We start from the raw sequence: 25903 nt of genomic DNA, 5'->3' as shown, positions 1-25903 counted from the left end.
TCGGACAACACGTGACGACCACCCATGACCGCATCCTCACCCGAACCCGAGCCAAGATCCGTCAGACACTCCCTAGGGGGTGTCCCGCGGATCTTCACTCGCGATAGCCGTGCCCAGGCGGCCCCTGGCGACACCGCCGAACCGCCCGAATACGCCCGGTATGAGGGCGATCCAGCGGCGCCGCCAGGAACCACCTGGATCACGGCTCTCATCGACCAAGCTCCACGGGACACCCCCTAGACGACCGCGGCCTCGGCCACCTGCATGCGGTAGCGGGTGACGATCCGGGCCGCCCCGAAGCCGACCACCGCCATCAGCCGGTCGCCGTCGAAGTAGCCGGCCACGGTGCCCCGCACCGGACCGCCGTCGAAGCCCGTGCCGTGCAGCTGTACGACGGCGTCGGCGAGCTCGGGGCGGCCGAGGAGCTGGATCTTGAGGCCGAACTGGTCGGACCAGAAGTAGGGCACGGTCGCAGGCGGGGGAGCAGCACCCAGGATGTCCCGCGCCGCCATGGCCGCCTGGTCCGACGCGCTCGTCCAGTGCTCGTCGCGGTACCGCTCGCCGCCGTGCACCGGGTCGTCCCACGCGGCGACGTCGCCCACGGCCCACGCCGCGTCGAGACCGTGGATCCGCCCGGTGGGCCCGCAGGCCAGCCCGTTGGAGAGGTCGATCCCGGCGTCGGTCAGCAAGCCGACCCGCGGCACCCCGCCGATGCCGACCACGGCGGCGTCCGCGGAGTGGACCGTTCCGTCCGCCAGTTCCACCGCGACGCCCGGACCGGCCGGTTCGGTGAACCCGGTGAGCGCCACGCCGGTGAGCAGGTCGACCCCGGCCTCGGTGAACAGCCGCCCGGCGAGCGCCCCGACGTCGGGCCCCAGCGCGCGGGCGAGCACCACCGGCAGCCCTTCCAGCACGGTCACGGCGATCCCGCGCTGCGTGGCCGCGGTGGCCACCTCGGCGCCGATGAACCCGCCGCCCACCACGAGCAGCGACTCGATCCTGGCCAGGGTGTCGCGCAGGGCGAGCGCGTCGTCCAGCGTCCGCAGGGTGTAGACGTTGGCGGGCTGGCCCGGCAGCGTCCTCGCCGCGAGCCCGGTGGCGATCACCACGGCGTCCCCGTGGAGCGTGGCGCCGTCGGACAGCTCCAGCTCGTGGCCGCGGGCTCCGCGGTCCCAGCCGCTGCCGCCGTCGCCGGGCCGCAGTGCCACCGCCTCCATCCCCAGGTGCACCCGGACGCCCAGGTCCTCGAGCGTGTCGAGCTGGGCCAGCACGATACGCTCGGGCTCCCAGTCGCCGGTGAGGATCTGCTTCGACAGCGGCGGCCGGTCGTAGGGAGCGTGCGGCTCAGCGCCCACGAGGCTGACCCGCCCCTGAAACCCTGCCGAACGCAGCTGCTCGACGGTGCGCAGGCCGGCGAGGCCCGCCCCGACGACCATCACGTGCTCCGGTTGACCGGTCATGATCTGCCCCCTCCGCAGAAGACGATGCCGACGGACACGTCAGCTGACGCGGGTCTCGGGGTCCAGCCGGGTGCGGAGTCGGTCGAGGGTCTGGGCCAGCAACCGGGACACGTGCATCTGCGAGATCCCGACCCGGTCGGCGATCTGCGTCTGCGTCATGTTGCCGAAGAACCGCAGCAGGACGATGGTGCGTTCGCGTTCGGCGAGCTCGGACAGCACGGGACGCAGTGCCTGCCGGAAGTCGACGCGGTCCAGCTCGGCATCGGCCTCGCCGACCAGCTCGCCGACGGTGGCGCTGCCCTGCTCGGACGAGAGCATCTCGTCGAGTGACGAGCTGCGGTAGGCCTCGGAGGCCTCCAGCCCTTCCAGCACGTCCGCGACCGGGACGCCGAGCAGCTCGGCGATCTCGGTGGGCTTCGGTGCGCGACCGAGGTTCTGTGACAGCTCCGACACCGCGCCGTTGATCGAGACGTGGAGGTCCTTGAGCCGGCGCGGCACCCGCATCGACCAGCCGAGGTCCCGGAAGTGCCTGCGTACCTCACCGCTGATCGTGGGCACGGCGAAGGAGAAGAAATCGCTGCCCCGGTCCGGGGAGTACCGGTCGATGGCGTTGATCAGACCGACGGTCGCCACCTGCACGAGGTCGTCGAGCGGCTCACCGCGGTTGGAGAAACGGCGGGCGATGTGCTGCGCCACCGGCAGGAATCCCCGCACCAGCTCCTCGCGCAGCGCCTCGCGGTCCGGGTGGTCCGGCTCCAGCGTCGAGTAGCGCTCGAGCAGGGGAGCGAGGTGGCCGTACTCGGGATCGGCCCTGGTCACCGGGGTAGATCGCCGGAGCGCTTGTCGAGGCGGATGCCGACCGTCGGCCCCGCTCCGCCGATGCCCGGTTCATGGGACACGGCGACATCGTCGGCGAGGGTCTGCAGCACGCGCCAGCCGAACGTGTCGGTGGAGACCTCGGCATCGGGGTGCCCGGCCTGGACGACAGCCCGCACCTCGATGCGCTCGGAGCGCACCATGAAGGTGCACTGCAGTGTCGACGACGGTGCGGCGACGTCGACGAGCGTGGCGCACGCCTCGTCCACGGCCATCCGCAGGTCGGAGATGGCGTCGAGGTCGAAGTCCGCCCGCGCGGCCAGGTCGGAGGCGACGGCGCGGATCGTCGGGATCAGCGCGGCGCTGGCCGTCGTCCGCACCTCGACAGTCGAAGCCCCGTCGAGCGTTTCGGCGGGCGAGGGGCCGTCCAGGTCGGACACGCTGCCGGGTCTCCTTCCGGTCGTGCGGTGAACGTCGGTCATCTTGCTACCCGGGCTGTGGGGGATCAATCGTCGCCGCCGGTCGCGTCGTGCACGTTCTCGTGCATGTCGAAGAGCTGGTCGGTGCCGGTGATCTCCAGCGGCCGCCGCACGGCTCGGGTGGCGACCACCAAGCGAAGTCTCGCACTGCGCTCCTCCGCCCGGTGCGCCGCCTGGATGAGGACGGCCAGACCGCTGGAGGCCAGGAACGTCACACCGCTGAGATCGACGACGAGCGTGGCCTCGTGGCTGCTCATCAGTTCGTCCACCGCGGACGAGAACCGGGGGGCGGTGAGGGTGTCGACCTCGCCCTCCACCTCGAGGACGGCCGTGCCGGAGCGAGGCCGCGTGATGGTGGTGTCGAGGAACTCACCCGCAGTGTCGGAAGCGGTCGCCTCCGAGCCGGGTCGTGCAGGGTCGGGCATGTTCTCCACCTCCGGCGCCGGTCGGATGCTGCCCCGGCGCGGATCGGGCAGGACCCGTCCGGAGCTCCGGTGGAACCCCGGCGTCGAACGGTTGGGGTCGGGGCGTCGTCGTGTCCGACCCTACCCCCGTGTCCAGGGACGGCGGCACACAGCTCCACCGTCCGGTGGTGGGCGCGGACGATGCGCACATACAGTGACGCGATGGATCCGCAGCAACCGGTCGACGCCCTGCTCGCCGCTCTGCGAGGGCGGCTGCGCAGCGAACAACGGCTGCTCGTGGCGTTCTCGGGAGGGGTCGACTCGGCACTCGTGGCCGCGGTGGCGGCCGAGGAGCTGGGGGAACGGGCCGTGGCTGTCACCGCCGTCTCGGCCAGCCTGCCCCGCGCGGAGCGCGTGGCCGCGAAGGAGTTCGCCCGCAGCCGGGGCATGGCGCACGTCGAGGTGGACACCGACGAGCTCGACCGTCCCGAGTACGTCGCCAACTCCGGCGACCGTTGCTTCCACTGCAAGTCCGCGCTGTTCGACGCGCTCGCACCCCTCGCCGCGCTGTCCGGGGCGCGCATCGCGCTCGGCACGAACCTCGACGACCTGGGCGACCACCGGCCCGGCCAGCGGGCCGCGACCGCGCGGGGGGCGGTCGCGCCGCTCGTCGACGCCGGGTTCGGCAAGGCCGAGGTCCGCCGGGTGAGCGCGGCCATGGGCCTGGTCACCGCGGAGAAGCCGGCCGCGGCGTGCCTCTCCTCGCGGGTGGCGTACGGGGAGCCGGTGACGCCTGAGCTGCTGCATCGCATCGAGCGGGCCGAGGTCGAGGTGCGGGCGCTGGGGTTCCCGGTCTGCCGGGTGCGGGCCCACGGCGGTGGGGCGGTGGCGAGGATCGAGGTTCCCGCCGACGAGGTGCCGCGCGCCGCTGCGCTGCGTGTGGAGCTGGACGTGGCCGTCCGCACGGCCGGGTTCGAGTTCTGCGCGCTCGACCTGCAGGGGTTCGCCAGTGGCCGGATGAACGTCCTGCTCGGCATGCCGGCCCAGCCGGTCGTCATGCCCTCCGGCCGATGACCGACGGGTTCGAGGATCTGGGCTACGCCAGGGCCGACACGGGCCGCGAGCGGCGGCTCGGTCTGCCGGAGGTGGTCTACGGCCCCGGCAAGACGGCCGAGCAGATCATCGGCGTCGTGCGGTCCCTGCTCGCCGCCAACACCGGCCCGGTGCTGGTGACCAGGCTGTCCGACGACGTCGCTGCGGCCGTCGGAGCCGCTGTCCCCGGCGGGGAGCACGACCCGGCCGCCCGGCTGCTCGTGTGGCGGCCGGCGCCGCTGCGCCCCTTCCGCGTCGTGGTCGTCTCCGCCGGCACCTCCGACGCGCCGGTGGCGGCCGAGGCGGCGGCGGTGGCCGCCGCGGTCGGCCTGGAGGTGCGTGAGCTGCGTGACGTCGGCGTGGCCGGCATCCACCGGCTGCTCGCCGAGGTCGAGGTTCTGGCCGGGGCCGACGCCGTGATCTGCATCGCCGGGATGGAGGGCGCGCTGCCGAGCGTGGTGGGCGGGCTCGTCGGCTGCCCGGTGATCGCCGTGCCCACCTCGGTGGGGTACGGGGCGACGCTCGAGGGCGTCACGCCGCTGCTCGCCATGCTCAGCTCGTGCGCTCCCGGTCTCGTCGTGGTGAACATCGACTCCGGGTTCGGCGCCGCGGTGGCCGCGCACCGGATGGCTGGCCCCCGGTGATCCTCTGGCTCAACCCCGTCAGCGGCATCTCCGGTGACATGTTGCTCGGCGCCCTGCTGGACCTGGGTGCCCCGATTGACGGGATCCGGGAGGCCGTGGCGCGTACCGGCCTCGCCGGCTGGAGTCTCGACGCCGAGCGGGTGACGCGCGGGGCCGTCGGTGCGACCAGGGCGGTGGTCACCGTCTCCGACACCGCCACCGAGCGCAGCGCGGCCGCGCTGCTGGCGCACGTGGAGCGGGCCGGGACACCGCTGGCCGAACGGGCCGTGCGGGCCGTCGCCGAGGTGGAGGCGCGCATCCACGACAGCGACCCCGCCGAGGTCCACCTGCACGAGATCGGCGGTCTGGACACCGTGGTCGACACGGTGGGCGTCGCGGCGGCGCTGCAGTTGCTCGACGTCACAGAAGTGCACTGTGGACCGCTCGCCCTGGGCTCCGGCACGGTCTCCACCCGGCACGGCGTCCTGCCCGTCCCGGCGCCCGCCACGGTGGCGTTGCTCACCGCGGCGGGTGCGCAGGTGACCGGGGCGGGCACCGGGGAGACCGTGACGCCCACCGGGGCCGCGTTGCTCCTCGCTGCGGGAGCGCGGTTCGGGCCCGTGCCCACGATGGTGCTGCGGGCCGTGGGCTACGGCGCGGGCACCAGGAACCCGCCCGAGCGCCCGAACGTCCTGCAGGCCGTGCTCGGCGCCGCCGAGGACGCCGCCGTACCGATGGTGCTGCTGGAGACGAACGTCGACGACGTCACCGGCGAGGTGCTCGGGCACCTGGTCGGGCAGTTGCTCGACGCGGGCGCCGCGGACGCGTGGCTCTCGCCGATCGTGATGAAGAAGGGCCGTCCGGCGCACACCGTCCACGTGCTCACCACGCCGGAGCGTGCGGCCGGCTGCGAGCGGATCGTGCTCGCCGAGACCGGGAGCCTCGGGCTGCGGCGCAGCACGGTCGACCGGCTGGCCCTGCCCCGCAGCACCAGCACCGTGGACGTGGACGGGCACCCGGTCCGGATCAAGCACGGGCCGTGGGGAGCCAAGCCGGAGCACGACGACGTCGCCGCGGCCGCCACGGCGCTCGGCCTACCGTTGCGTGAGGTCGCGCGCCGGGCCCGGAACGCCGGGCCGCGGTAGCGACGGCGGTCTCGTTGACATCGGAAAGCGCCCATACCTAATGTCGTGGAAAGGATGTTCCGGCCCGGAGGCGGGCAGGACGACCTCGTCTCCTCGGCACTCGTCTGCAGGAGAAGCTGTCCCCGACCGACGGAGGTCATCGCCCGAGTGGCTCCCGGCACCGCCCGCGAACTGGCCGTCGTCGCCGACGACCTGACCGGTGCCGCCGACGCCGCGGCACCCTTCGCCGCACAGGGGCTGACCGTCTCCGTCGCACTGTCCGGGCCCCTGCCGGGGGACGCCGAGGTGCTCGCGCTGCTCACCGACAACCGCTGGCGGCCGGCTTCGGAGGCCGCGGAGCGGATGCGGGCCGCGGTCTCCCGGATCCGGGAGTGGGGACCCGGGATGTTGTTCGTCAAGATCGACTCGACGTTGCGCGGCCGGGTGCTGGCCGACGTCGAGGTCGCGCTGGACGCCTGGGGCGGCGGCGGCGCGGTAGCCACCCCCGCCTTTCCCGCCCAGGGCCGCGCGGTCCGTGGCGGCGCCCTCGTGGTCCACGGCGAGACGACGGTGGAGCGGGTCGGGGACCACTTCCCGGCCGGGGTCCACGTGGCCGACGCCGAGCACGACGACCACCTGACGGAGATCGCGCGCCGGATCGTCGAGGACGGGTCCGTCGCGGTCGGGTCGGGCGGGCTGTCCCGTGCGCTCGCCGCCCTGCTCGGCCACCCCGGCAGCCGACCGCGACGCGGTGGCGCGGTCGCGGGAGTGCTGCTCGTGGTCGGCACACCACACGCGGTCACCAGGGCCCAGACGGCACGCGTCATCGAGGACGGGGCCGAGCTCGTCGTGACCGGCACCACGGGGCGCTCGCCGGTCGAGACGGCGGCCACAGCGCTGCGCGCGGGCAGGCGGGTCGTGCTGACCAGCGAGGTCGCCGGCGAGGTGGAACCGGACAGCCCCCAGGCGGTGGCACTGGGCCTCGACCTGGCACAAGCTGCGGCGGACGTACTCGACGCGGCGCCGTCCGCCGGACTGGTCCTCACCGGGGGCGCCACCGCTCTCGGCGTGGCGACGGCGCTCGGTGCGGGTGAACTGCGCCTGTTGTCCGAGGTGACGGCGGGCCTTCCGAAGGGTGAGATGGTGGTGGGGGACCGCCGGATCCCGACGGTCACCAAATCCGGCGGGTTCGGTGCGAACGATGCGCTGTGCCGCGCCGCGGAGGCACTGGAGGACTGCTCATGACACCGCTGCTCGGCCTGACCGTCGGAGACCCGGCCGGGATCGGACCCGAAGTCGCCCTGAAAGCCGCGGGTGACCCACGGGTCGCCGATGTGCGGCTCCTCGCGATCGGGAGCCTCGAGGCACTGCGCGCGGCCGCCGCCGTGGTGGCCGACGCTCCCGCACTGCACGCGGTGGCCGCCCCGTCGGAGGCGCGCTTCGAGCCGGGGACGCTCGATGTGATCGCGGTTCCGTCCGACGTCGCCGTCCCGGTGGGGAAGCTCTCCGCCGAGGCGGGCCAGATCGCGTTCGAGGGTGTCGAGCGCGCGGTCGCGCTGGCGCTGGCCGGCGAGATCGACGGCATCGTCACCGCACCCCTGAACAAGGAGGCCATCGCGCTCGCCGGGCATCCCTACCCCGGCCACACGGAGATCCTCGCCGACCTCACCGGCACCACCGACTTCGCGATGATGCTCACCGCGCTGAAGCTGCGGGTCGTGCACGTCACCACGCACGTCGGGATCCGGCAGATGCTCGAGCGCGTCACCACCGAGCGCGTGCTGACCACGATCCGGCTCGCCGACCGCGCGCTGCGCGACATGGGCATCGACGAGCCGTCCGTCGGGGTCGCGGGCCTCAACCCGCACGCAGGCGAGGGCGGCCTGTTCGGCGACGAGGAGGCGCAGGTCATCATCCCGGCCATCGAGCAGGCGAAGGCCGAGGGGATCGCCGCCAGCGGCCCGTGGCCGGCCGACACGCTGTTCGGGCGCGCCGTCGCGGGCGACTTCGACGTCGCGATCGCGATGTTCCACGACCAGGGTCACATCGCCGTGAAGGTCCTCGGCTTCGAGACCGGCGTGAACGCCACGATCGGGCTGCCGATCGTGCGCACGAGCGTCGACCACGGCACGGCCTTCGACATCGCCGGCACCGGGCGGGCGAGCGCCGACAGCCTCGTCGAGGCCATCACGGTCGGGGCGGCGATGGCGAAGGCGCGCGCCGCCGCCCGCACATGAGGGGAGAGAGCCGTGTCCGCTGACCTGGGCCCGTTCGAGGCGGTGCGCACCCTGCACTTCGATGCGCCCTTCCCGCGGCTGCTGCCCGTCCGGCAGGACTTCGACGCCACGCGCGTCGAGGACGTGGCGGCGGCCACCGCCTCGGCGCTCGAGCCGCTGCGGGCCCGGGTCACCCCCGGCATGACGGTGGCGATCACCGCCGGAAGCCGCGGTATCCACGACAAGCGTGAGGTGGTCCGCGCCGCGGGGGAGTGGCTGCGCGCGGCCGGCGCCGAGCCGTTCGTCGTGCCCGCGATGGGCTCGCACGGCGGCGCCACGGCCGAGGGCCAGGTGGAGATGCTGGCCGACCTCGGGATGACCGAGGAGTCGCTCGGCATGCCGATCCGCGCCACGATGGAGACGGTGGAGCTGGACCGCCTGCCCGGCGGCCCCGCCGTGCACCTCGACGTCAACGCGGCGAAGGCCGACGGCATCCTCGCGGTCAACCGGGTGAAGGCGCACACCGACTTCTCGGCCGCGATCGAGAGCGGACTCGCGAAGATCATCGCCATCGGGCTGGGGAAGCAGCGCGGCGCCGAGGGCATCCACCGCTTCGGCCCCGCCAACCTGGGCGTCTGGGTCCCGCAGGTGGCCCGCCGGATCATCGAGACGGGCAAGGTGCTCGGCGGGCTGGCCATCGTCGAGAACGCGGGCGACCGGGCGGCCCGGATCGATCTGGTCGACGCCCAGGAGATCGGCGGTCCGGCCGAGACGGCACTGCTGGCCGACGCCAAGCGGCGGATGGCGACGCTGCCCTTCGACGAGTTCGACGTGGCCGTGGTCGACATGATGGGGAAGAACTTCTCCGGGTCCGGCCTGGACACCAACGTGATCGGCCGGATGATGATCCGCGGCAGCGCCGAGTTCGAGCGGCCGCGCATCAGCAACATCGCGGTGCTGGACGTCAGCGACGCCTCCCACGGCAACGCCGTCGGGCTCGGGCTGGCCGACTTCGTCCCGTTCCGGCTGCTGGAGCGGCTCGACCTGCGCAGCGTCTACATCAACGCCATGACGTCAGGGCTCGGCGGCCCGCAGCGCGCCCAGGTCCCGATGGCGATGCCGGACGACCGCAGCGCCATCGCCGCCGCGATCCTCACCTGCGGGCGCCCCGACGTCGAGGGCGTCACGCTGGTGCGCATGCGCAACACGTTGGACCTGGAGCACCTGTGGGTGTCGGAGTCGCTGCGCGACCAGGTGCTGGACCACCCGGGCCTGGAGATCACGGGTGACGCCGTGCCCATGGCCTTCGACTCCGACGGGCGGCTGCTGCCCGGGACCCCTGCCCCGACCACGACTGTCCCGACCACCACCGGAGAGAGCTGAGCTGATGAGCGTGGCAGAACCCTACGAAGATGTCGGGTCCGCCGAGGAGATCGGCGTGCGGTTGCACGCCGCCGACAACGTGGTGGTCGCCTTCCGCGACCTCGACGAGGGAACGGCCGCGGCCGGCCTCACGCTGCGCCAGGCCGTGCCCCGGGGGCACAAGGTCGCCACCGCCCCCATCCCGGTCGGCGAGCCCGTCCGCAAGTACAACCAGATCATCGGGTTCGCCACCGTTGCGATCGAGCCCGGCGACCACGTGCACACGCACAACGTCGAGTTCAAGGCGTTCGAGCGCGACTACGCCGTCGGTGCCGACGTCACGCCGACGGAGATGGTGCCCGACGACGAGCGCGCCACGTTCCAGGGCATCGTCCGGGCCGACGGCCGGGTCGCCACCCGCAACTACCTGGGCATCCTCACCTCCGTGAACTGCTCGGCCACCACGGCGAAGCTCATCGCCGACCAGTTCCGCAGTCCCGGGCTGCTCGACGACTTCCCGAACGTCGACGGCGTCGTGGCGCTCACCCACGGCACCGGGTGCGGGATGGCCGCCGACGGCGAAGGCCTCGCCGTCCTGCAGCGCACGCTCAGCGGCTATGCCGAGCACCCGAACTTCGCGGGCTTCCTGATGCTCGGGCTGGGCTGCGAGGTCAACCAGATCTCCGGCGTCGCCGACGAGTGGACGATCGACCCCGCCACGCCGGTGCGCACGATGACGATCCAGGAGCAGGGCGGTACCGCTGCCACCGTGCGGGCCGGCACCAAGGCACTGCTCGAGATGCTCCCGGCAGCCAACGAGGTGAGCCGCACCACGGTGCCGGCGAGCGAGCTCGTGCTCGGCCTCAACTGCGGCGGCTCGGACGCCTACTCCGGCATCACCGCCAACCCGGCGCTGGGTGCCGCCGTCGACCTGCTGGTGCGCCACGGCGGCACCGCCGTGCTCGGGGAGACGCCGGAGATCTACGGCGCCGAGCACCTGCTGACGCGCCGTGCCGTGAGCAGCCAGGTCGCCGACCGGCTCGTCGAGCGGATCCGGTGGTGGGAGCGCTACACCGCCGACAACAACGGCTCGATGGACAACAACCCCTCGCCGGGCAACAAGGCGGGCGGCCTCACCACGATCCTGGAGAAGTCGCTCGGTGCCGTCGCGAAGGGCGGCACCACCAACCTGACGGCCGTGTACCGCTACGCCGAGAAGGTCACGGACCGGGGTTTCACGTTCATGGACACGCCCGGCTACGACCCGGTCTCGGTCACCGGCATCGTCGCGGGCGGCGCCACGGTGATGTGCTTCACCACCGGACGCGGCTCGGTTCTGGGCTGCAAGCCCACCCCCAGCCTGAAGCTCGCCACGAACACCGAGATGTACGAGCGGATGGCCGAGGACATGGACCTCAACTGCGGGGTGATCGTGGACGGCTCGGCGTCGGTCGAGGAGGTGGGCCGGGAGCTGTTCCAGCTCATCCTCGACACCGCGTCCGGGCGCCGGACGCGCAGCGAGGAGCTGGGCTTCGGCCAGGAGGAGTTCGTGCCGTGGCAGCTCGGGGCGGTGATGTGATGGACGCCCGCGATGTGATGGGGGACGGGATGCTCGACTTCGGTGACCAGGTCGTGCTCGTCACGGGCGCGAGCAGCGGGATCGGCGCGGCCGTGGCCGAGGGCTTCGCCCGGCTCGGCGCGCGGGTGGTGGTGCACTACAACCGCAACCGCGACGGGGCCGAGAAGGTCGTGAGCGCGATCCAGGAGGCAGGTGGCACGGCCACCAGCGCGGCGGCGGACCTCGCGGAGCCCGCCGCGGCGGCAGCCCTCGTGGACGACGTCGTGTCCCGGCACGGGCGGTTGGACGTACTGGTGAACAACGCGGGCGACCTCCTGCACCGCATCCCCATCACCGACATGTCCGACGAGGACTTCGCCCGCGTGATGGACATCAACCTGACGTCGGTCTTCGCCACGAGCCGGCAGGCCATCCCGGTGATGCGCGGCCAGGGTGCCGGCTCGATCGTCAACGTCACGTCGGTCGCCGCACGCACGGGCGGCGCCGGTGGGTCGGTCGCGTACGCCACGTCCAAGGGCGCGGTCAGCACCTTCACCCGTGGCCTCGCCAAGGAGCTCGCGACCGACGGCATCCGCGTCAACGCGGTGGCGCCGGGCATCATCACCACCCCGTTCCACGAGCGGCACACCTCGGACGCCCAGATGGACGCCATGGTCAGCGGCATCCCGATGGGCCGTCCCGGACGGCCCGACGAGTGCGTCGGCGCGGTGCTGTTCCTCTCCTCGCCTGCCATGAGCGGGTACATCACCGGTCAGGTGCTCGAGATCAACGGCGGACAGCTCACCCCATGAGGACGAGGAGCCCTGCATGAACGGCGACGAGCCGCGGCGTCTGCGCAGCCAGGCGTGGTTCGACAACCCGGACAACCCCGGGATGACGGCGCTGTACATCGAGCGGTACATGAACTGGGGGCTCACCCGGGAGGAGCTGCAGTCCGGGCGGCCGATCATCGGGATCGCCCAGACCGGCTCGGACCTGTCGCCCTGCAACCGCCACCACCTCGTGCTGGCCGACCGGGTGCGCGAGGGCATCCGCGAGATGGGCGGCATCGCGTTCGAGTTCCCCGTGCACCCCATCCAGGAGACGGGGAAGCGCCCCACCGCGGCGCTCGACCGCAACCTGGCCTACCTCGGGCTGGTCGAGGTGCTCTACGGCTACCCGCTCGACGGGGTGGTGCTGACCACCGGCTGCGACAAGACCACGCCCGCGTGCCTGATGGCGGCGGCCACGGTGAACATCCCGGCGATCGTGCTGTCCGGCGGCCCGATGCTCAACGGCTGGTACAACGGCGAGCGCACGGGCTCGGGCACCATCGTCTGGAAGGCCAGGGAGATGCTGGCCGCCGGGGAGATCGACGAGGCCGAGTTCGTGGAGCTCGTGGCGTCCTCGGCGCCCTCGCCGGGGCACTGCAACACGATGGGCACCGCGTCCACGATGAACGCGCTGGCCGAGTCGCTGGGGATGAGCCTTCCCGGGTGTGCGGCGATCCCGGCTCCCCACCGCGACCGCGCCCGCATCGCCTACGCCACCGGGCGGCGGATCGTCGAGATGGTGCACGAGGACCTCAAGCCGTCGGACATCCTCACGCGGGAGGCCTTCGAGAACGCCATCGTCGTCAACTCCGCGATCGGCGGCTCCACCAACGCGCCCATCCACATCACCGCGATCGCGCGACACGTGGGCGTCCCCCTGGCGATGGAGGAGTGGCAGCGGATCGGGCTCACCGTTCCGCTGATCGTCGACCTGCAGCCTGCCGGCAAGTACCTCGGCGAGGAGTTCCACCGCGCCGGTGGCGTACCTGCCGTGGTCAACGAGCTGATGGCCCACGGCCTCATCCGCGAGGACGCCCGCACCGTGAACGGGGCGACGATCGGGGAGAACTGCCGCGCCGCCGTGGCCACCGACCGCGACGTGATCCGCACCTTCGACCACGCGCTGGTCGACGACGCCGGCTTCCTCGTGCTGAGCGGCAACCTCTTCGACTGCGCGATCATGAAGACGAGCGTGATCTCGGCGGAGTTCCGCGAGCGGTACCTGAGCGACCCGGACCACCCGAACATCCTGCAGGGCCGTGCCATCGTCTTCGACGGCTCGGAGGACTACCACGCCCGCATCGACGACCCCGACCTCGAGATCGACGAGGACTGCCTGCTGGTCATCCGGGGCGGGGGGCCGCTGGGTCATCCGGGCTCGGCCGAGGTGGTCAACATGCAGCCGCCGGCGGCGATGATCAAGCGGGGTGTGCACTCGCTCCCGTGCATCGGTGACGGCCGCCAGTCGGGCACCTCGGGCTCGCCGTCGATCCTCAACGCCTCCCCGGAGGCCGCGGCGGGCGGTGGCCTGGCGGTGCTGCGCACCGGCGACACCGTGCGCATCGACCTCGACAAGGGCACGGCCGACATCCTCATCGACGCCGGGGAGCTGGCGGAACGCCGCCGGCAGCTGGCGGCGGCGGGCGGCTACCCGATCCCTCCGTCGCAGACTCCGTGGCAGGAGATCCAGCGCTCGGTGGTCGACCAGCTGTCGGGCGGCATGGTGCTCAAGCCCGCGGTGGCCTACCAGCGCGTGGCCCAGACCATGGGCGTGCCCCGCGACAACCACTGACGGGCGACCGGGCTCCCGCCGCGCACCTGCGGCGGGAGCCCGGTCGGTGGTCAGCCTGCGCGCTTGCTCAGCGCCACCAGGTAGCGCACCGGCTCCCGCGTCCCGTTGGCGTACGTGCAGGGGGAAGGCGGCCCGAGCTGCAGGCAGTCGCCTGCGGCGAGCTCGTGCTCCGTGGCGCCCTCCCGGAACACGAGCAGGCCCTCCAGCACCCAGATCTGCTGGTGCCGGAAGGCGTAGGTGTCGGCGCCGAAGGAGACCTCGGCGCCGGCGGGGAGCTCGACCTCCACCAGCTCGAGCGGTCCTCCGCTCACCGGTGACACCGCTCGGCGCCGGTAGCCGGTCTCCGGGTCGGTCCACGTCGGCTGCTGCGCCACTCGCGCGAGCCGCCGCCCGCCGCCCTCCGCCCTGGCGACCAGCTCGGAGAGCGTCATCCCCAGCGCCGCCGACAGGCGTCCGAGCAGCGCGGCGGTCGGTTGCGCCTCGCTGCGTTCGACCTTGCCGATCATCGCCCGTGAGACGCCGGACCGCTCCGCGAGAGCGTTGACCGAGAGGGCACGTTCGCGGCGGGCGGCGGTGAGGGTGGCCGCGAGGGACGCGGACAGGGGATCGCTCACGGCTGCCACTATAGGAACGTTTCTGCCTACTATGATCGCCATGACGGCTGTGGCTACCGCCATCCGGGACGCCTGCGAGACCGACGCCGAGGCGTGCGCGGCGATCTACGCCCCGTACGTGACCGACACCGCGGTCTCGTTCGAGGACCATCCGCCGGAGCCGGGGGTCATGGCCCGGCGTATCACCGACGCCGTGCGCACCCACGCCTGGCTCGTGCTGGAGGAGCATGGCCACGTGGTCGGCTACGCCTACGGCAGCCCGTTCCGGTCGCGCGCGGCGTACGACTGGTCGTGCGAGGTCAGCGTCTACCTGGAGCGCGGTCGGCGGCGCACCGGCGGGGGCCGGGTCCTCTACGAGGCGCTGCTCGCCCGGCTGGCCGGGCGGGGGTTCCGCACCGTCGTCGCCGGCATGACCCTGCCCAACGACGCGAGCGTCGGCCTGCACCGCGCGATGGGGTTCGAGGAGGTCGGGACCTTCCGCCGCCTCGGCTGGAAACACGGCAGGTGGCACGACGTCGCCTTCGTCCAGCGCACCATCGGTGCCGACGAGGGTCCGCCGGCCGCGCTCAGCTGACTGCGCGCGGCCGAATGCCCGTCCGTGGTGCGGATGGTGCATTGACCCGACCAGCCGTACTTGTCCATCATCTGTATCCGCTGTCGACGTCGACGGGGACCACCGGCAAAGGAGCCGATGCATGTCCACCACACCCGAGGCCGCCCGTACGGACCCCTACACACTCACGCCGGAGGGGATCAAGGAACCGCCGGTGGGCTGGCGCGCCAGCTTCCGGTACCTCGGCCCCGGCCTGATCGTCGGTGCGTCGATCGTGGGGTCGGGCGAGCTGATCGTCACCACCACGCTCGGAGCCGAGGTCGGCTTCGCGCTGCTCTGGCTGGTCATCTTCAGCACGTTCGTGAAGGTCGCCGTGCAGGTCGAGCTCGCGCGGTGGACCATAGCCACCGGTCAGCCCGCTCTCACCGGCTACAACAGGGTGCCGCCCAGGCTCGGCCGGATGGGCTGGGTCAACATCCTCTGGATGGTGCTGGCGCTCACGAAGCTGCTCCAGCTGGGCGGGATCATCGGCGGTACCGCCGTCGCGTTCAGCATCCTGATGCCCATCGGTGGCGACTCGCTCGACTTCACGTCGCTGCTGATCTGGACCGTGTTCCTCGCAGTCGGCAGCATCGCCCTGCTGTACTCGAACAACTACTCGCTGATCGAGCGCGGCGCGGTCTTCCTCGTGGTGGTCTTCTCCTTCGTCACGATCCTCATCGCGTTGGGTCTCCCGCTGACCCCGTTCGCCTACAGCGCGGGCGACCTCGGCGGCGGCCTGACGTTCCTCATCCCCGCGGGGGCGCTCGGCGCCGCGCTCGCGATGTTCGGCATCACCGGTGTCGGCGCCGACGAGATCACCTTCTACACCTACTGGTGCATCGAGAAGGGCTACGCGCGCTGGACCGGCCCCAACGACGGCAGCGACGAGTGGGTGCGCCGCGCCAACGGCTGGATCCGCGTGATGTACAAGGACGCGCTGGTCTCCTGGGTGGTCTACACGTTCGGCACGCTGGCCTTCTACCTCATGGGTGCGGCGGTGCTGCATCCCCAGGGCCTGGTCCCCGAGGGCAACGGGATGATCACCACGTTGTCGCGCATCTACACCGACACCCTCGGCGAGTGGGCGAACATCGTCTTCCTGCTCGGTGCGATCGCCGTACTCGGCTCGACGATGTGGGCCGCCATCCCCAGCTGGTCGCGCATGTACGTGAACCTGCTCGCGACGATGGGTGTGCTCGACTGGCAGGACCCGGTCGCCCGGCTCCGCTGGATCCGCGTCTTCACGGTGGCTCTGCCGCTCCTCTGGGCGGTGGCCTACCTGACGATCCAGTCGCCGGTGCTCATGGTGCAGATCGGCGGCGTCATGACCGGGGTCTTCCTCGTGGCCACGGTGGTGGCGGTCTGGTACCTGCGGCGCACCGAGACCGACCCGCGGCTCTACGGCGGTTCGGTCTTCAACGGGCTGCTCATCGTCAGCAGCATCGCGATCGGGCTGCTCGGCGTGTACACCCTGCTGGACGTCTTCGGGGTGGGAATCGGCTGATCCTGACGGCAGGTCGCGCATCGGAGCGCGCAGTCACGCGGCTGCCCTTACGCTTGGTCGGGTGGAGGATGGAGGAGACCTCGCGGGCGCGGGGACGATGCACCCCGTAGTGGATCTTCCCCAGGTGCTGGACCGCGCCCCCGCCGCGATACTGGTGATCGATCGGGAGCGACGGCAGGTCGTCTACGCCAACGCGGGGGCCGTGGAGCTCACGGGCAACCGGGTGCGGCTGCCCGTCGACATCGACCGCTGGGGCGACGCAGCCGGGCTCACCGACCTCGGCGGCATGCGGATGAGCGACACACGTTCACCGCTGTCTCTCGTGGCGAGCGGGGTACCGGTCGCCGGGGAACCGGTGGCGGTGCACGACGCGGTGCGGCGCGGCTCCTCCGCCACCTGTGCCCAGCGGGAGGCCAGCGAGGGCAGGCTGCTGTGGGTCACCGGCTTCAGCCTCACCGGCGTGCCCGACGCCGTGGTGCCGTCCGATCTCGCCACCGAGGTGGACGGCCTCGCGCTCGTCGTGTTCCTCGAGGTCTCGGGGGCCGAGCACGCCGACCGGCGGCGGCTGGAGGCACTGCGCGACCGGGCCGTCGTCGCCACGGACATGTCGTTCTCCATCACCGACCCCCGGCAGGACGGCGACCCGCTGATCTGGGTCAACCCGTCGTTCTCCCGGCTCACCGGCTACGCCTACGAGGAGGTCGTCGGCCGCAACTGCCGGCTGCTGCAGGGGCCCAACACCGATGCGGCCGCGGTGCAGCGGATCCGCGAGGCCCTGCGGCGTCGTGAGCCCGTCACCGAGGTGCTGCTGAACTACCGGCGCGACCGCACCGCGTTCTGGAACCAGGTGTCGATCTCCCCGGTGTTCGACGGGGACGGCGAGCTGGTCAACTTCGTGGGCGTGCAGAACGACGTCACCGAGCGGGTCATGGTGGAGCAGGAGCGCCGGACCGCGCTGGCGGAGGCCGAGCACGCCCGCAGCGAGCTGCGCCTGCTGGCCGAGGCGACCACCCAGATGACCGGCGCGCTGAGCGTCACCGACGCGTGTGAGCGGCTCGTGCGCAGCCTGGTGCCGGGGCTGGCCGACCTCTGCGCCGTCGACCTGCTGGAACGGCCCGGCTCGGGGCCACCGCAACGCGTCGCCGTCGCGGCGAGGGAGCCCGCGGACGAGGAGCGCCTGCGTGAGCTGGGCCGGCTGCGCAACTACCACGCGGGCAGCGGCAGCGACACCGGGAGCGTGCTCGCCGGGGAGCGCCCTGTGCTGGTGTCGGAGCTCCCGGAGCGCGGCATCGACCGCTACCCCGACGACCCGGCGGCCGCGGCCGTGTACGACGTCCTGCGGCTCCGCTCGGTGATGGTGGTGCCCGTACGGGCCCGCGGCCGCGTGCTGGGCGCGCTCACCCTCGTCACCCAGCATCCGTACGGGCGCCGGTACGGAGCGCGGGACCTGCACCTGGCCGCCGACATCGCCGGTCGGGCCGGGCTCACCGTCGACAACGCGCGGCTCTACGAGGTGGAGCACGCCGCTGCCGTCACGCTGCAGCGCAGCCTGCTGCCCGCCGTGCCGGAGGTCGAGGGTGTGCGGGTGGCGGCGCGCTACCTGGTCGGCGTCGACGGCAACCAGGTCGGTGGGGACTGGTACGACGTGCTGAACCTGCCCGGCGGGGCACTCGGCCTGGCGGTCGGTGACGTGGTCGGGCACGACCTGCGGGCCGCGGCGGCCATGGGGCAGCTGCGCGGTGTGGTCCGGTCCTACGCCTGGGACGGGGGGTCGCCCGGGTCGGTGCTGGATCGCTGCGACCAGCTCGTCCAGGGCCTGGAGATGGCGGCCATGGCCACCGCCGTGTACGCCCGGTTCGAACCGGTCGAAGGCGGGAGCGACCGGCTGCTGCGGTACGCCAACGCCGGGCACCCTGCACCGCTGCTCCTCGGTCCGGACGGGAAGCTCGTGCGGCTCGACGAGCACAGCTCCCCGATGATCGGGGCCGTCCGGAGTTTCGGCAGGCCCGAGGGCCCCGGCCGCACCGAGGCCACGCTGCGTTGCCCGCCCGGGTCGATCCTGCTGCTCTACACCGACGGCCTCACCGACGTCGCCGGTGAGGACGCCGACGAGCGCACCGAACTGCTCGAACGGACGGTCGCCGCGATGCCGCCCGGCTCGGACCCGGAGGCCGTGGTCGAACAGGTGCTGGAGGTCTGCATTCCCCAGCGCCTCCGGGACGACGTGGCGTTACTCGCTGTGCGCCTCGACTGATCGGCCGGATACTCCGAATCGCTGAACGGTTGAACCATTGGTCCGCCGACGGTTACCCGCTGGTAGAGGCCGTTGGCGTACTGCGGCGCGCCGCTTGTCGTTCGAGCTGCCGGGAAGCGAGCAGCCGTTTGATGCCTACGGTTCAATTCTCAATAGAAAGAGAGGCGCCTCGGGGGGCGAGGGGTCAGCAAGCGTCTAGGGGGACGTTCTCGATGGTCGCGGTTTCGGAGATGCCATTCTCCGGACCGGTGACGGCACCGTCCGTCATCGGTCGAACGCCTGTGTCTACGCATCACCGGCGGGCTGTCGCCGTCGCGGTGAGCCCGATGGAGCTGCTGCGGCCGGAGTCCGACCTCGCGCGGCTGGTGGAGGATTTCCCGCACGTCGATCTGCTGGTCGTCGGCGACGACGAACCGGTGGGAGCGGCCGCGGTCGAGGTGCTGGACGACTACGTCGACGGCTACGGCGACGCTCAGCACGACGATGTCCGCGACGAGATCGAGCGTCTGGGTCTGTCCGGCCTGCACCTGCACCGCTTGGGGCTGCGCACGCCGCTCGGCCTCTGGGCCGAGCACGACGTGGTTGCGGCGATCAGCGAACTGGTGGGATTCGATCCCGAGCCGGGCGTGTACTGCCTGGCGCCGAACCAGGCTCCGGCCGACCAGGGCCGCACTGTCGTCAACCGGGCGGCGCAGCGCATCGCACAGGTCTACGGCATTCCGCTGCTGCGCTACCGCTGCCTCGAACTGTCCGTCGTGGGCGAGGAGAGCGCCTAGCCTCCGGCAGGACGACGAGGGGGGTGGCCCGGACAGGGACCGCCCCCCTCGCTTCGACTGCGTGTCGCTCAGCTGGCGAGCGGTACCCCGCGCTGCTCCAGGATCACCCGGCGTTCCGACTCGGCGAGGCCGCCCCACACGCCGAACGGCTCGCGGGTCTGCAGGGCGAACTCCCGGCACTGTTCGATGACGGGGCAGCGGTGGCACACCGCCTTGGCCTGCGCGGTCCGACGAGCTCTCGACGGGTTGCGCTCACCGTCGGGGTGGAAGAACACGGCGCTGTCCATCCCCCGACAGGTCCCCAGACGCTGCCACTGCCATGCGTGGTCCATCGGGCCGGGAAGCCGGGATACGTCGCTCATCGTCACCTCTTGTCGTTCGTGCCCGACGCACCGGGCGATCGAGGTGCTAATCCCCGGCTGCTTGAGGGGCCAAACACCAAGATTCGGACACGAGCCGACAGCGGCCGCGGCTCCGGCGCGGAATACGCCTCGCCGCAGCGCCCCGAAGAACGACTGCTCGACCGTTCGAGCAGGTCAGGCGCCCCGTTGACTGTCTGTATGCCTGTTCCCACTCGGGAGCGGGGACTGCACCACTCGAACGAGTGTGATGCAGGTCACGTATGTGGCCAGGTCATCCGTTCAGCCTTACGTGGCGGACAACGCCTGCTCGACCGAGCTGTGGATGTCGAACAGCGGGACGAGCCCGGCGATCGTCAGCGGACGCAGCACGCGGCGCGCGGTGCACGCCAGGCGCAGCTCGACTCCGGCGGTGTGGGCCGCCTCCCGCACCTCGATCAGGACGGCCAGACCGCTGGTGCCGAGGAAGGACACCCCGTCGAGTGCCAGAACCACCAGCTCGACGCCCGCTTCGGCGTCGAACTGCTCGACCACGGCGGTGCGCAGCTGGGGTGAGGTGAGCATGTCGACCTCACCACCGACCTCGATCACGACCTGGCCGGGCGCGGGGTTGGTGTGGCTGAGCGTGATCTGGTCGTCGACGTCGCCCCCACGCCGGGTCGAGGGCGGGTCGGACGGCAGGTTCTCACGGATCTCGGACATCGACGCTCACGGTAGGACCCCGGTGGCGTGTCTGCCACTTCAGGCATCATCTTCTGCCCGGGCGAGTCGATGCCCTCCCTCGGGAGTGCGAACCGTGCGGCCCGTGCCGGCCAGGTGCTCGAGCAGCGGCACGGCCACCCGACGGCTCGTGCCGAGCGCCTGACGAGCCGCGCTCAGCGTGAACTCGGGGCCGAGGCCCGCCAGCACCTCCACCGCGCGTGAGTCGGCGCCGGGAAGCAGCACGACGCCGTCCGCGATCCGCATCAGCTCGCCCGCCCTGACGAGTGACGCGAGCTGGCGTGACCCCAGGCCGAGCTCGGTCAGCCGGGCGGCTTCGGGTGCGGCGAACGGGCTGCGCTCCAGATCGGCGCGCAGCGCGTCCATGGCGGCGCGGACCGGAGCGGGCAGGGAGCGCGCCGCGGAGCGCACGACCCTCCCGTCGCGCAGCGCCAGTCCCGGGTCGGGGCCTGCGTGGGCGGCGTGCCGCAGCACGGCCTCGACCAAGCGTGGTTCGGGGAGCCCGGCGGCGCGCCGTGCGGCTTCGGTGGGCAGCCCGGGGTCGAGTGGGTCCGCGTTGTCGTGGTCCGTCACCGCGGCCACCAGCGTCGCCGCGATCTCGGTGGCCCGGGCCGGGTCCACCAGCCAGCCGGCTGCCCCGGGGGTCCCGTGCGCGGTCGTGTCGAGGTCGGTGGCGATAACGCCCATGGCGAGCAGCTCCGCCCGCCGTGCGAAGCCCCGGCGGCCCAGCTCGGCGGCGGCCGACGCGACGCCGGTCATGGTGGCGAGCTCGGCGGCGCGCCGGGCGGCAGAGCCCCGGCGGCGCAACGGTGGCGGCCGCACGTCCAGCACGGTCGCCCCGGCGGTGACCATCCGGCGTCCGGGGTCGCGCAGCACCGCGCGGTCGCCGATCCGCAGCGGGAGAGGGTGGCGCAGCCGCAGCCGCACGGTGTCGGGGCCGAGCGGGCGCACCCTGGCCGTGACGGCGGCGGACCCGATGTGCAGGCTCAGCTCCTCGGGCAGCTCGCCGACGCCGGTGGAGCCGGCGGCCCGCACCTCGTGCAGGCGCACGTCGAGCAGGTCGGTGGCGAGCCACGCGCCGGGTGTGAGCAGCGCGTCGCCGCGCGTCACGGCCTCCCGCGGCAACCCGCGCAGGTTCACCGCCACCCGGGACACACCGCGCGTCTCAGAGACGGCAGCGCCCCTGCTCTGCAGGGAGCGCACGCCCACGGCCCGGATCCCGTCGGCCGTGGCGAGCTCCAGCTCGTCGCCCACCCGGATGCGGCCGGCGCCGAGGGTGCCGGTGACCACGGTGCCTGCGCCGCGGATCGTGAAGGCCCGGTCCACCCAGAGGCGGACATCCGCCCTGTCGTCCGGGGTCGGCAGGGCGCCGACGAGGTCGTCCAGCGCGGTACGCAGCTCGTCCATGCCGGCCCCGGTGGCGGCCGAGACGCAGACCGCGCTGAGCCCGGCCAGTGGCGTGCCCGCGAGGTGGTCCAGTGCCTCGTCGCGGGCCAGTTCCGGCTCCATCAGGTCGCTGCGGGTGATGACCAGCAGGCCGTCGCGCACACCGAGGGCGCAGAGCGCGTCCACATGCTCAGCCGACTGCGGCATCCACCCCTCGTCGGCGGCCACGACGAGCAGCACGGCGGGCACGGGACCGACCCCGGCCAGCATGGTCGTGACGAACCGCTCGTGGCCGGGGACGTCGACGAAGGCCACGGTGGCGCCCGACGGGAGCTCCGTCCAGGCGAAGCCCAGGTCGATGGTCATGCCGCGGCGGCGTTCCTCGGCCCACCGGTCCGGTTCCATCCCGGTGAGCGCGCGGACCAGCGTCGACTTGCCGTGGTCGACGTGCCCCGCGGTCGCCACCACAGCCGGCGCCCCCGAGTTACCGGACACGACCTGCTCCCACGGCGAGCACCGCGGCGGCGAGCTCCTGGTCCCCCTCCACGGGCAGGGCCCGCAGGTCGAGCAGGCAGCGGCCGTGCTCGACCCGGCCGAGCACCGCAGGCTCGCCGCCCCGCAGGGCGGCCGCGTAACGCTCGGGCAGTGCCACCGCGGCGCTGGGGAGGGTGACGCCGGGCGCGCCCCCGCCCCCGACGGTGGCGGCGGACGCGACCGCGGTGGCCTCGATCCCGGCGGCGGTGAGCGATCCGGCCAGCCTCTCGGCGCGGCGGCGCAGGACGACCGGGTCGGCGTCGAGAGCGGCCCGGGTGGGAGGGACGGGGCCGCGGAGGGTGGCCTCGAACGCGGCCAGGGTGAGCTTGTCCACCCGCATCGCCCTGGCCAGCGGGTGGCGCCGGATCCGCTGCACGAGCTCGGCGCCCTCGCCGGGGGCGCCGAGCAGCAGCCCGGCCTGCGGACCTCCGAGCAGCTTGTCACCCGACGCCGTGACGAGCGTGGCGCCGGCGGCGAGCGCACCTGCGGCGTCGGGCTCGTCGGGCAGCAGCGGGTGCGGGGTGAGCAGCCCGGATCCGATGTCGGCCACCACCGGCACCCCGAGGTCGGTCAGCTCCTCGATACCGACGGACCGGGTGAACCCGGTGACCACGAAGTTCGACGGGTGCACCTTGAGGATCAGTGCGGTGTCGTCACCCACCGCGGCGGCGTAGTCGGCGCGGCCCACCCGGTTGGTGGTGCCGACCTCGCGCAGGCGCGCGCCGGTGGCCGTGAGCAGGTCGGGAATGCGGAACCCGTCGCCGATCTCCACGAGCTCCCCGCGGGCGATGACGATCTCCCGGCCGGTGGCGAGCGTGACGGCCACCATGGCCAGCGCGGCGGCGCCGTTGTTCACCAGGTGCGCGGCTGCGGCCCCCGGGACGGCGGAGAGCAGTGCGTCGATGGCGGCGGTGCCGCGGGGACCACGTCCGCCGGTGCCGAGGTCGAGTTCGACGTCGCAGGTTCCGGCGGCCAGATCCAGTGCCTCGCGGGCGGCGGCGGAGAGCGGAGCGCGCCCGAGGTTGGTGTGCAGCAGCACCCCGGTGGCGTTCAGCACCGGCCTCAGCCCGGTGGCCGTGGTCGGCAGGGAGGCGAGCACCGCGCCGACGACGGCCTCGTGGTCGACCGGTAGCTCGCCCCGCCGGGCCCGGTCCTGCGCGGCGGAGACCGCCGCCTTCACGAGGTCGCGGCCGAGTCGGTCGGCTGCGGCGGCGATGCGTGGTTCGGCGAGCACCGTGTCGGTGCGCGGTACCCCGCGGCGTGGGTCCACCCTGGTCACTGCAGCACCCTACGACCAGGCGTCGCAGCTCGTGTCCCTGGAGCGGCGGCGTGGGGAGCAGCGCCGCCGCAGATCAGGGCTGCCGCCGCAGATCAGGGCTGGTGTCAGCCGACGGTCGACCGCTCGCGCGGCGTGGGCCGTGCGGCGCGGCTCTCACTGTCACCCTCGGCGGCGTCGTTGGCGAATGCCGTGGAGTCCGGGTTGCTGCTCAGCTCGGTGCCGAGCAGCTTGTGCAGCCTGCCCATCTCGGTGCGCACGCCCTCGTGGAGCGTCCCGAGCCGCCGCAGCTCCTGCTCGGCGACCTCGCGCCGGCGCTTGAGGTCCTGCTCGCTGCGCTGCCGCACCTCGTCGGCGCGGTTCTGGGCCTCGTTGAGCACCGCGTCGGCGGCGTGCCGGGCGTCGTCGGTGATGCGGGCGGCGTCGTCGCGGGCGGCCGCGAGGGTGGCGGCGGCCTGCTGCTCACGCTCCTGCAGGGCCACGTTGCGCTGGGTGGCCTCCTGGTCCAGCTCGGCCGACCGGGCGATCAGTGCCTGTTCCACCTCGTGCCGGTGCCGCTCGGCGTCGGCGCGGGCCTGCTCGACCAGGGCGGTGGCCTCGTTGGCGGCGCGGTTGCGGACGTCGGCCGCCTCGCGCTCGGCCAGGCGGAGGATCTTCTCGGCGCGGAACCCGAAGCTCTCCTGGGACATGGGCGCTTCGCCCTGGGCCGCCGCCCGGGCCCGCATCTCCTTCTCGGTGGCGCGGGCGTGCTGCTCGGCGCCCTGGCGCGCCGCCTCGGCGGAGGCCAACCGGTCCCGGAGCTCCCGCAGCTGCGCGTCGACCTGGTCGCGGTCGTACCCGCGCCGGACGACGTCGAACGAGGCCCCGCCGGGGGACGGGCTGCTGCTTCCGGCGCTCTGCACGTTCGAGATGCCGTGAGCGGAGTTCTGGGAGCTGATCGTCACGGCGCGTAGCCTGTTCGTCCGAACGGGCGAGTTCTACGAACGATCGGTGGACGGGCGATTTGGTGCGATAGACGGTTTTCGCCGTTCTGTCCAGCTGGCGCCGCCATCCGGGGGACCTAGTGTCGGAGCATGTCCGACGCCACGCTCGTCCGTCGTCTCACGCAGTTCAGCCACGGTGCAGGGTGCGCGTGCAAGCTCGCACCGGGAGACCTCGCGCAGGTCCTGCGGACGCTGACTCCCCAGAGCCATTCGGACCTGCTGGTCGGCACGGAGACCGGTGACGACGCCGCCGTGTGGCGGCTGGATGCCACCCGCACGCTGGTGGCCACCACCGACTTCTTCACCCCGCTGGTCGACGACCCGCGCACCTGGGGCCGGATCGCCGCGCAGAACGCGGTGTCGGACGTCTACGCGATGGGCGGCAGGCCGCTGTTCGCACTGAACCTCGTGGCGTGGCCCTCGTCGGAGCTGCCGACGTCGATGCTCGCCGAGGTGCTGGCGGGCGGGGCGGAGATCGGCGCGGAGAACGGGTTCGCGGTGGTCGGCGGCCACAGCGTGGACGACCCGGAGCCCAAGTACGGGCTCGCCGTGGTGGGCGAGGTGCACCACGACCGGATCCTCACCAACGCAGGCCTGCGCGACGGGGACGTGCTGGTGCTCACCAAGGCACTCGGGGTCGGGGTCGCCACCACCGCATCAAGGCGGGCACGGCGTCGGCCGAGGTGCAGGAGGCGGCAATCGCGTCGATGACCACGAGCAACGCCGCCGCCGCCACGGCCGCTGTGGCGGCGGGTGCCACCGGCTGCACCGACGTCACCGGGTTCGGGCTGCTCGGGCACCTGTCGAAGATGACGGCCGCGTCCGGTGTCGACGTGGAGATCGACGTGCCGGCGGTACCGTTCCTGCCCGGTACGCGCGAGCTCGCCGAGACGGGGACGATCCCGGGCGGCACGCGGCGCAACCGGGACTGGGTGGCGCCGTCGGTGGACCCGGGCCGGTTCGCGGAGCTGGACGTCCTGCTGCTCGCCGACGCCCAGACCTCCGGTGGCCTGCTGTTCGGGGCCGCCCCGGAGCAGGCTGCGGCGGCCGTGGCGCAGCTGGGCCACCCGGCCGCGGTGATCGGCCGGGTGCACCGGGGCACGGGGCGCATCGCCCTGCGCTGAGCCCGTACTGCGTTGAGGA

At 72.9% G+C, this 25903-nt stretch carries 23 protein-coding genes and 1 pseudogene; 14 read left to right on the top strand and 10 right to left on the bottom strand.

Features of this window, described 5'->3' with window-relative positions; translation table 11 throughout:
- Positions 1–236: 236 nt before the first annotated feature.
- From AC5L35_RS20615 to AC5L35_RS20600, 4 genes are all read right to left on the bottom strand, one after another.
- A complete protein-coding gene (locus tag AC5L35_RS20615) occupies positions 237–1460 on the bottom strand; it encodes an NAD(P)/FAD-dependent oxidoreductase (protein ID WP_495061287.1) in 1224 nt (407 codons plus the stop codon).
- 39 nt (positions 1461–1499) lie between these two features.
- Positions 1500–2279 carry a SigB/SigF/SigG family RNA polymerase sigma factor gene (locus AC5L35_RS20610; RefSeq protein WP_495061286.1) on the bottom strand — a complete coding sequence of 260 codons (780 nt, stop codon included), beginning with the start codon at positions 2277–2279 and terminating at the stop codon, positions 1500–1502.
- Positions 2276–2716 (bottom strand): ATP-binding protein, encoded by a 441-nt coding sequence (locus AC5L35_RS20605; RefSeq protein WP_495061285.1) that lies wholly within the window; start codon positions 2714–2716, stop codon positions 2276–2278. The genes AC5L35_RS20610 and AC5L35_RS20605 overlap by 4 nt, the downstream gene beginning before the upstream one ends.
- 65 nt (positions 2717–2781) lie before the next feature.
- Positions 2782–3180: an STAS domain-containing protein gene (locus AC5L35_RS20600; RefSeq protein WP_495061284.1), complete on the bottom strand. Its 399-nt coding sequence runs from the start codon at positions 3178–3180 to the stop codon at positions 2782–2784.
- Between the two features lie 201 nt (positions 3181–3381).
- On the opposite strand from AC5L35_RS20600, the gene larE reads away from it, so the two are divergent.
- From larE to AC5L35_RS20555, 9 genes are all read left to right on the top strand, one after another.
- The gene (larE, locus tag AC5L35_RS20595) at positions 3382–4233 is read left to right on the top strand and encodes an ATP-dependent sacrificial sulfur transferase LarE (RefSeq protein WP_495061283.1); all 852 of its coding nucleotides are present in this window, start codon (positions 3382–3384) and stop codon (positions 4231–4233) included.
- A complete protein-coding gene (gene larB / locus AC5L35_RS20590; protein ID WP_495061282.1) occupies positions 4230–4895 on the top strand; it encodes a nickel pincer cofactor biosynthesis protein LarB in 666 nt (221 codons plus the stop codon). The genes larE and larB overlap by 4 nt, the downstream gene beginning before the upstream one ends.
- Positions 4892–6019, top strand: a complete 1128-nt coding sequence (gene larC / locus AC5L35_RS20585) for a nickel pincer cofactor biosynthesis protein LarC (protein WP_495061281.1) — start codon at positions 4892–4894, stop codon at positions 6017–6019. Before larB ends, larC begins: the two co-directional genes overlap by 4 nt.
- 147 nt (positions 6020–6166) lie before the next feature.
- Positions 6167–7243 (top strand): four-carbon acid sugar kinase family protein, encoded by a 1077-nt coding sequence (locus AC5L35_RS20580; protein WP_495061280.1) that lies wholly within the window; start codon positions 6167–6169, stop codon positions 7241–7243.
- Entirely contained in the window at positions 7240–8235 is a 996-nt protein-coding gene (gene pdxA / locus AC5L35_RS20575; protein WP_495061279.1) for a 4-hydroxythreonine-4-phosphate dehydrogenase PdxA, read from the top strand. Before AC5L35_RS20580 ends, pdxA begins: the two co-directional genes overlap by 4 nt.
- A gap of 12 nt (positions 8236–8247) precedes the next feature.
- Entirely contained in the window at positions 8248–9597 is a 1350-nt protein-coding gene (locus tag AC5L35_RS20570) for a nickel pincer cofactor-dependent isomerase, group 22 (RefSeq protein WP_495061278.1), read from the top strand.
- 4 nt (positions 9598–9601) lie between these two features.
- On the top strand, positions 9602–11155 hold the full coding sequence (locus AC5L35_RS20565) for a UxaA family hydrolase (RefSeq protein WP_495061277.1): 1554 nt from the start codon (positions 9602–9604) through the stop codon (positions 11153–11155).
- Entirely contained in the window at positions 11155–11946 is a 792-nt protein-coding gene (locus tag AC5L35_RS20560) for an SDR family NAD(P)-dependent oxidoreductase (RefSeq protein WP_495061276.1), read from the top strand. Before AC5L35_RS20565 ends, AC5L35_RS20560 begins: the two co-directional genes overlap by 1 nt.
- Before the next feature lie 16 nt (positions 11947–11962).
- A complete protein-coding gene (locus AC5L35_RS20555) occupies positions 11963–13759 on the top strand; it encodes an IlvD/Edd family dehydratase (protein WP_495061275.1) in 1797 nt (598 codons plus the stop codon).
- Between the two features lie 50 nt (positions 13760–13809).
- Here the strand turns inward: AC5L35_RS20555 and AC5L35_RS20550 are convergent, their stop codons facing one another.
- Entirely contained in the window at positions 13810–14373 is a 564-nt protein-coding gene (locus AC5L35_RS20550) for a helix-turn-helix domain-containing protein (RefSeq protein WP_495061274.1), read from the bottom strand.
- A 40-nt stretch (positions 14374–14413) separates the two neighbouring features.
- On the opposite strand from AC5L35_RS20550, the gene AC5L35_RS20545 reads away from it, so the two are divergent.
- The 4 genes from AC5L35_RS20545 to AC5L35_RS20530 all read left to right on the top strand — a co-directional run bounded on the left by AC5L35_RS20545 (position 14414) and on the right by AC5L35_RS20530 (position 19502).
- Positions 14414–14947, top strand: coding sequence for a GNAT family N-acetyltransferase (locus AC5L35_RS20545; protein ID WP_495061273.1), 534 nt, complete (start codon positions 14414–14416; stop codon positions 14945–14947).
- Between the two features lie 121 nt (positions 14948–15068).
- Positions 15069–16472, top strand: a complete 1404-nt coding sequence (locus tag AC5L35_RS20540; protein ID WP_495061272.1) for an Nramp family divalent metal transporter — start codon at positions 15069–15071, stop codon at positions 16470–16472.
- A 61-nt stretch (positions 16473–16533) separates the two neighbouring features.
- Positions 16534–18726 (top strand): SpoIIE family protein phosphatase, encoded by a 2193-nt coding sequence (locus tag AC5L35_RS20535; RefSeq protein WP_495061271.1) that lies wholly within the window; start codon positions 16534–16536, stop codon positions 18724–18726.
- Between the two features lie 326 nt (positions 18727–19052).
- Complete coding sequence (locus AC5L35_RS20530) at positions 19053–19502, top strand: hypothetical protein (protein WP_495061270.1); 450 nt, start codon at positions 19053–19055, stop codon at positions 19500–19502.
- A 68-nt stretch (positions 19503–19570) separates the two neighbouring features.
- On the opposite strand, the gene AC5L35_RS20525 is transcribed toward AC5L35_RS20530, so the two are convergent.
- The 5 genes from AC5L35_RS20525 to AC5L35_RS20505 all read right to left on the bottom strand — a co-directional run bounded on the left by AC5L35_RS20525 (position 19571) and on the right by AC5L35_RS20505 (position 24721).
- Positions 19571–19864, bottom strand: a complete 294-nt coding sequence (locus AC5L35_RS20525) for a WhiB family transcriptional regulator (RefSeq protein ID WP_169396312.1) — start codon at positions 19862–19864, stop codon at positions 19571–19573.
- Between the two features lie 285 nt (positions 19865–20149).
- Positions 20150–20563 carry an STAS domain-containing protein gene (locus AC5L35_RS20520; RefSeq protein WP_495061269.1) on the bottom strand — a complete coding sequence of 138 codons (414 nt, stop codon included), beginning with the start codon at positions 20561–20563 and terminating at the stop codon, positions 20150–20152.
- A 39-nt stretch (positions 20564–20602) separates the two neighbouring features.
- The gene (selB, locus tag AC5L35_RS20515) at positions 20603–22462 is read right to left on the bottom strand and encodes a selenocysteine-specific translation elongation factor (protein WP_495061268.1); all 1860 of its coding nucleotides are present in this window, start codon (positions 22460–22462) and stop codon (positions 20603–20605) included.
- A complete protein-coding gene (gene selA, locus AC5L35_RS20510) occupies positions 22452–23780 on the bottom strand; it encodes an L-seryl-tRNA(Sec) selenium transferase (RefSeq protein ID WP_495061267.1) in 1329 nt (442 codons plus the stop codon). Before selA ends, selB begins: the two co-directional genes overlap by 11 nt.
- 104 nt (positions 23781–23884) lie before the next feature.
- Positions 23885–24721 (bottom strand): hypothetical protein, encoded by an 837-nt coding sequence (locus tag AC5L35_RS20505; protein WP_495061266.1) that lies wholly within the window; start codon positions 24719–24721, stop codon positions 23885–23887.
- Positions 24722–24850: 129 nt separating this feature from the next.
- Between AC5L35_RS20505 and selD the strand changes: the two are divergent.
- Positions 24851–25884 (top strand): annotated as a pseudogene (gene selD / locus AC5L35_RS20500) (selenide, water dikinase SelD).
- Positions 25885–25903: the final 19 nt, after the last annotated feature.

The sequence above is a fragment of the Pseudonocardia sp. OZ21 genome (assembly GCF_059359135.1).
Note: the sequence above shows the minus strand (reverse complement) of the source record. Positions and strands in the feature narration are given on the sequence as shown.

Bases quoted from the DNA above. Each gene is read 5' to 3' on its own strand.
- AC5L35_RS20615 (WP_495061287.1), bottom strand. From the start codon at position 1,460: ATGACCGGTCAACCGGAGCACGTGATGGTCGTCGGGGCGGGCCTCGCC.
- AC5L35_RS20600 (WP_495061284.1), bottom strand. From the start codon at position 3,180: ATGCCCGACCCTGCACGACCCGGCTCGGAGGCGACCGCTTCCGACACT.
- larE (WP_495061283.1), top strand. From the start codon at position 3,382: ATGGATCCGCAGCAACCGGTCGACGCCCTGCTCGCCGCTCTGCGAGGG.
- larB (WP_495061282.1), top strand. From the start codon at position 4,230: ATGACCGACGGGTTCGAGGATCTGGGCTACGCCAGGGCCGACACGGGC.
- pdxA (WP_495061279.1), top strand. From the start codon at position 7,240: ATGACACCGCTGCTCGGCCTGACCGTCGGAGACCCGGCCGGGATCGGA.
- AC5L35_RS20565 (WP_495061277.1), top strand. From the start codon at position 9,602: ATGAGCGTGGCAGAACCCTACGAAGATGTCGGGTCCGCCGAGGAGATC.
- AC5L35_RS20560 (WP_495061276.1), top strand. From the start codon at position 11,155: ATGGACGCCCGCGATGTGATGGGGGACGGGATGCTCGACTTCGGTGAC.
- AC5L35_RS20555 (WP_495061275.1), top strand. From the start codon at position 11,963: ATGAACGGCGACGAGCCGCGGCGTCTGCGCAGCCAGGCGTGGTTCGAC.
- AC5L35_RS20545 (WP_495061273.1), top strand. From the start codon at position 14,414: ATGACGGCTGTGGCTACCGCCATCCGGGACGCCTGCGAGACCGACGCC.
- AC5L35_RS20540 (WP_495061272.1), top strand. From the start codon at position 15,069: ATGTCCACCACACCCGAGGCCGCCCGTACGGACCCCTACACACTCACG.
- AC5L35_RS20530 (WP_495061270.1), top strand. From the start codon at position 19,053: ATGGAGCTGCTGCGGCCGGAGTCCGACCTCGCGCGGCTGGTGGAGGAT.
- AC5L35_RS20525 (WP_169396312.1), bottom strand. From the start codon at position 19,864: ATGAGCGACGTATCCCGGCTTCCCGGCCCGATGGACCACGCATGGCAG.
- AC5L35_RS20520 (WP_495061269.1), bottom strand. From the start codon at position 20,563: ATGTCCGAGATCCGTGAGAACCTGCCGTCCGACCCGCCCTCGACCCGG.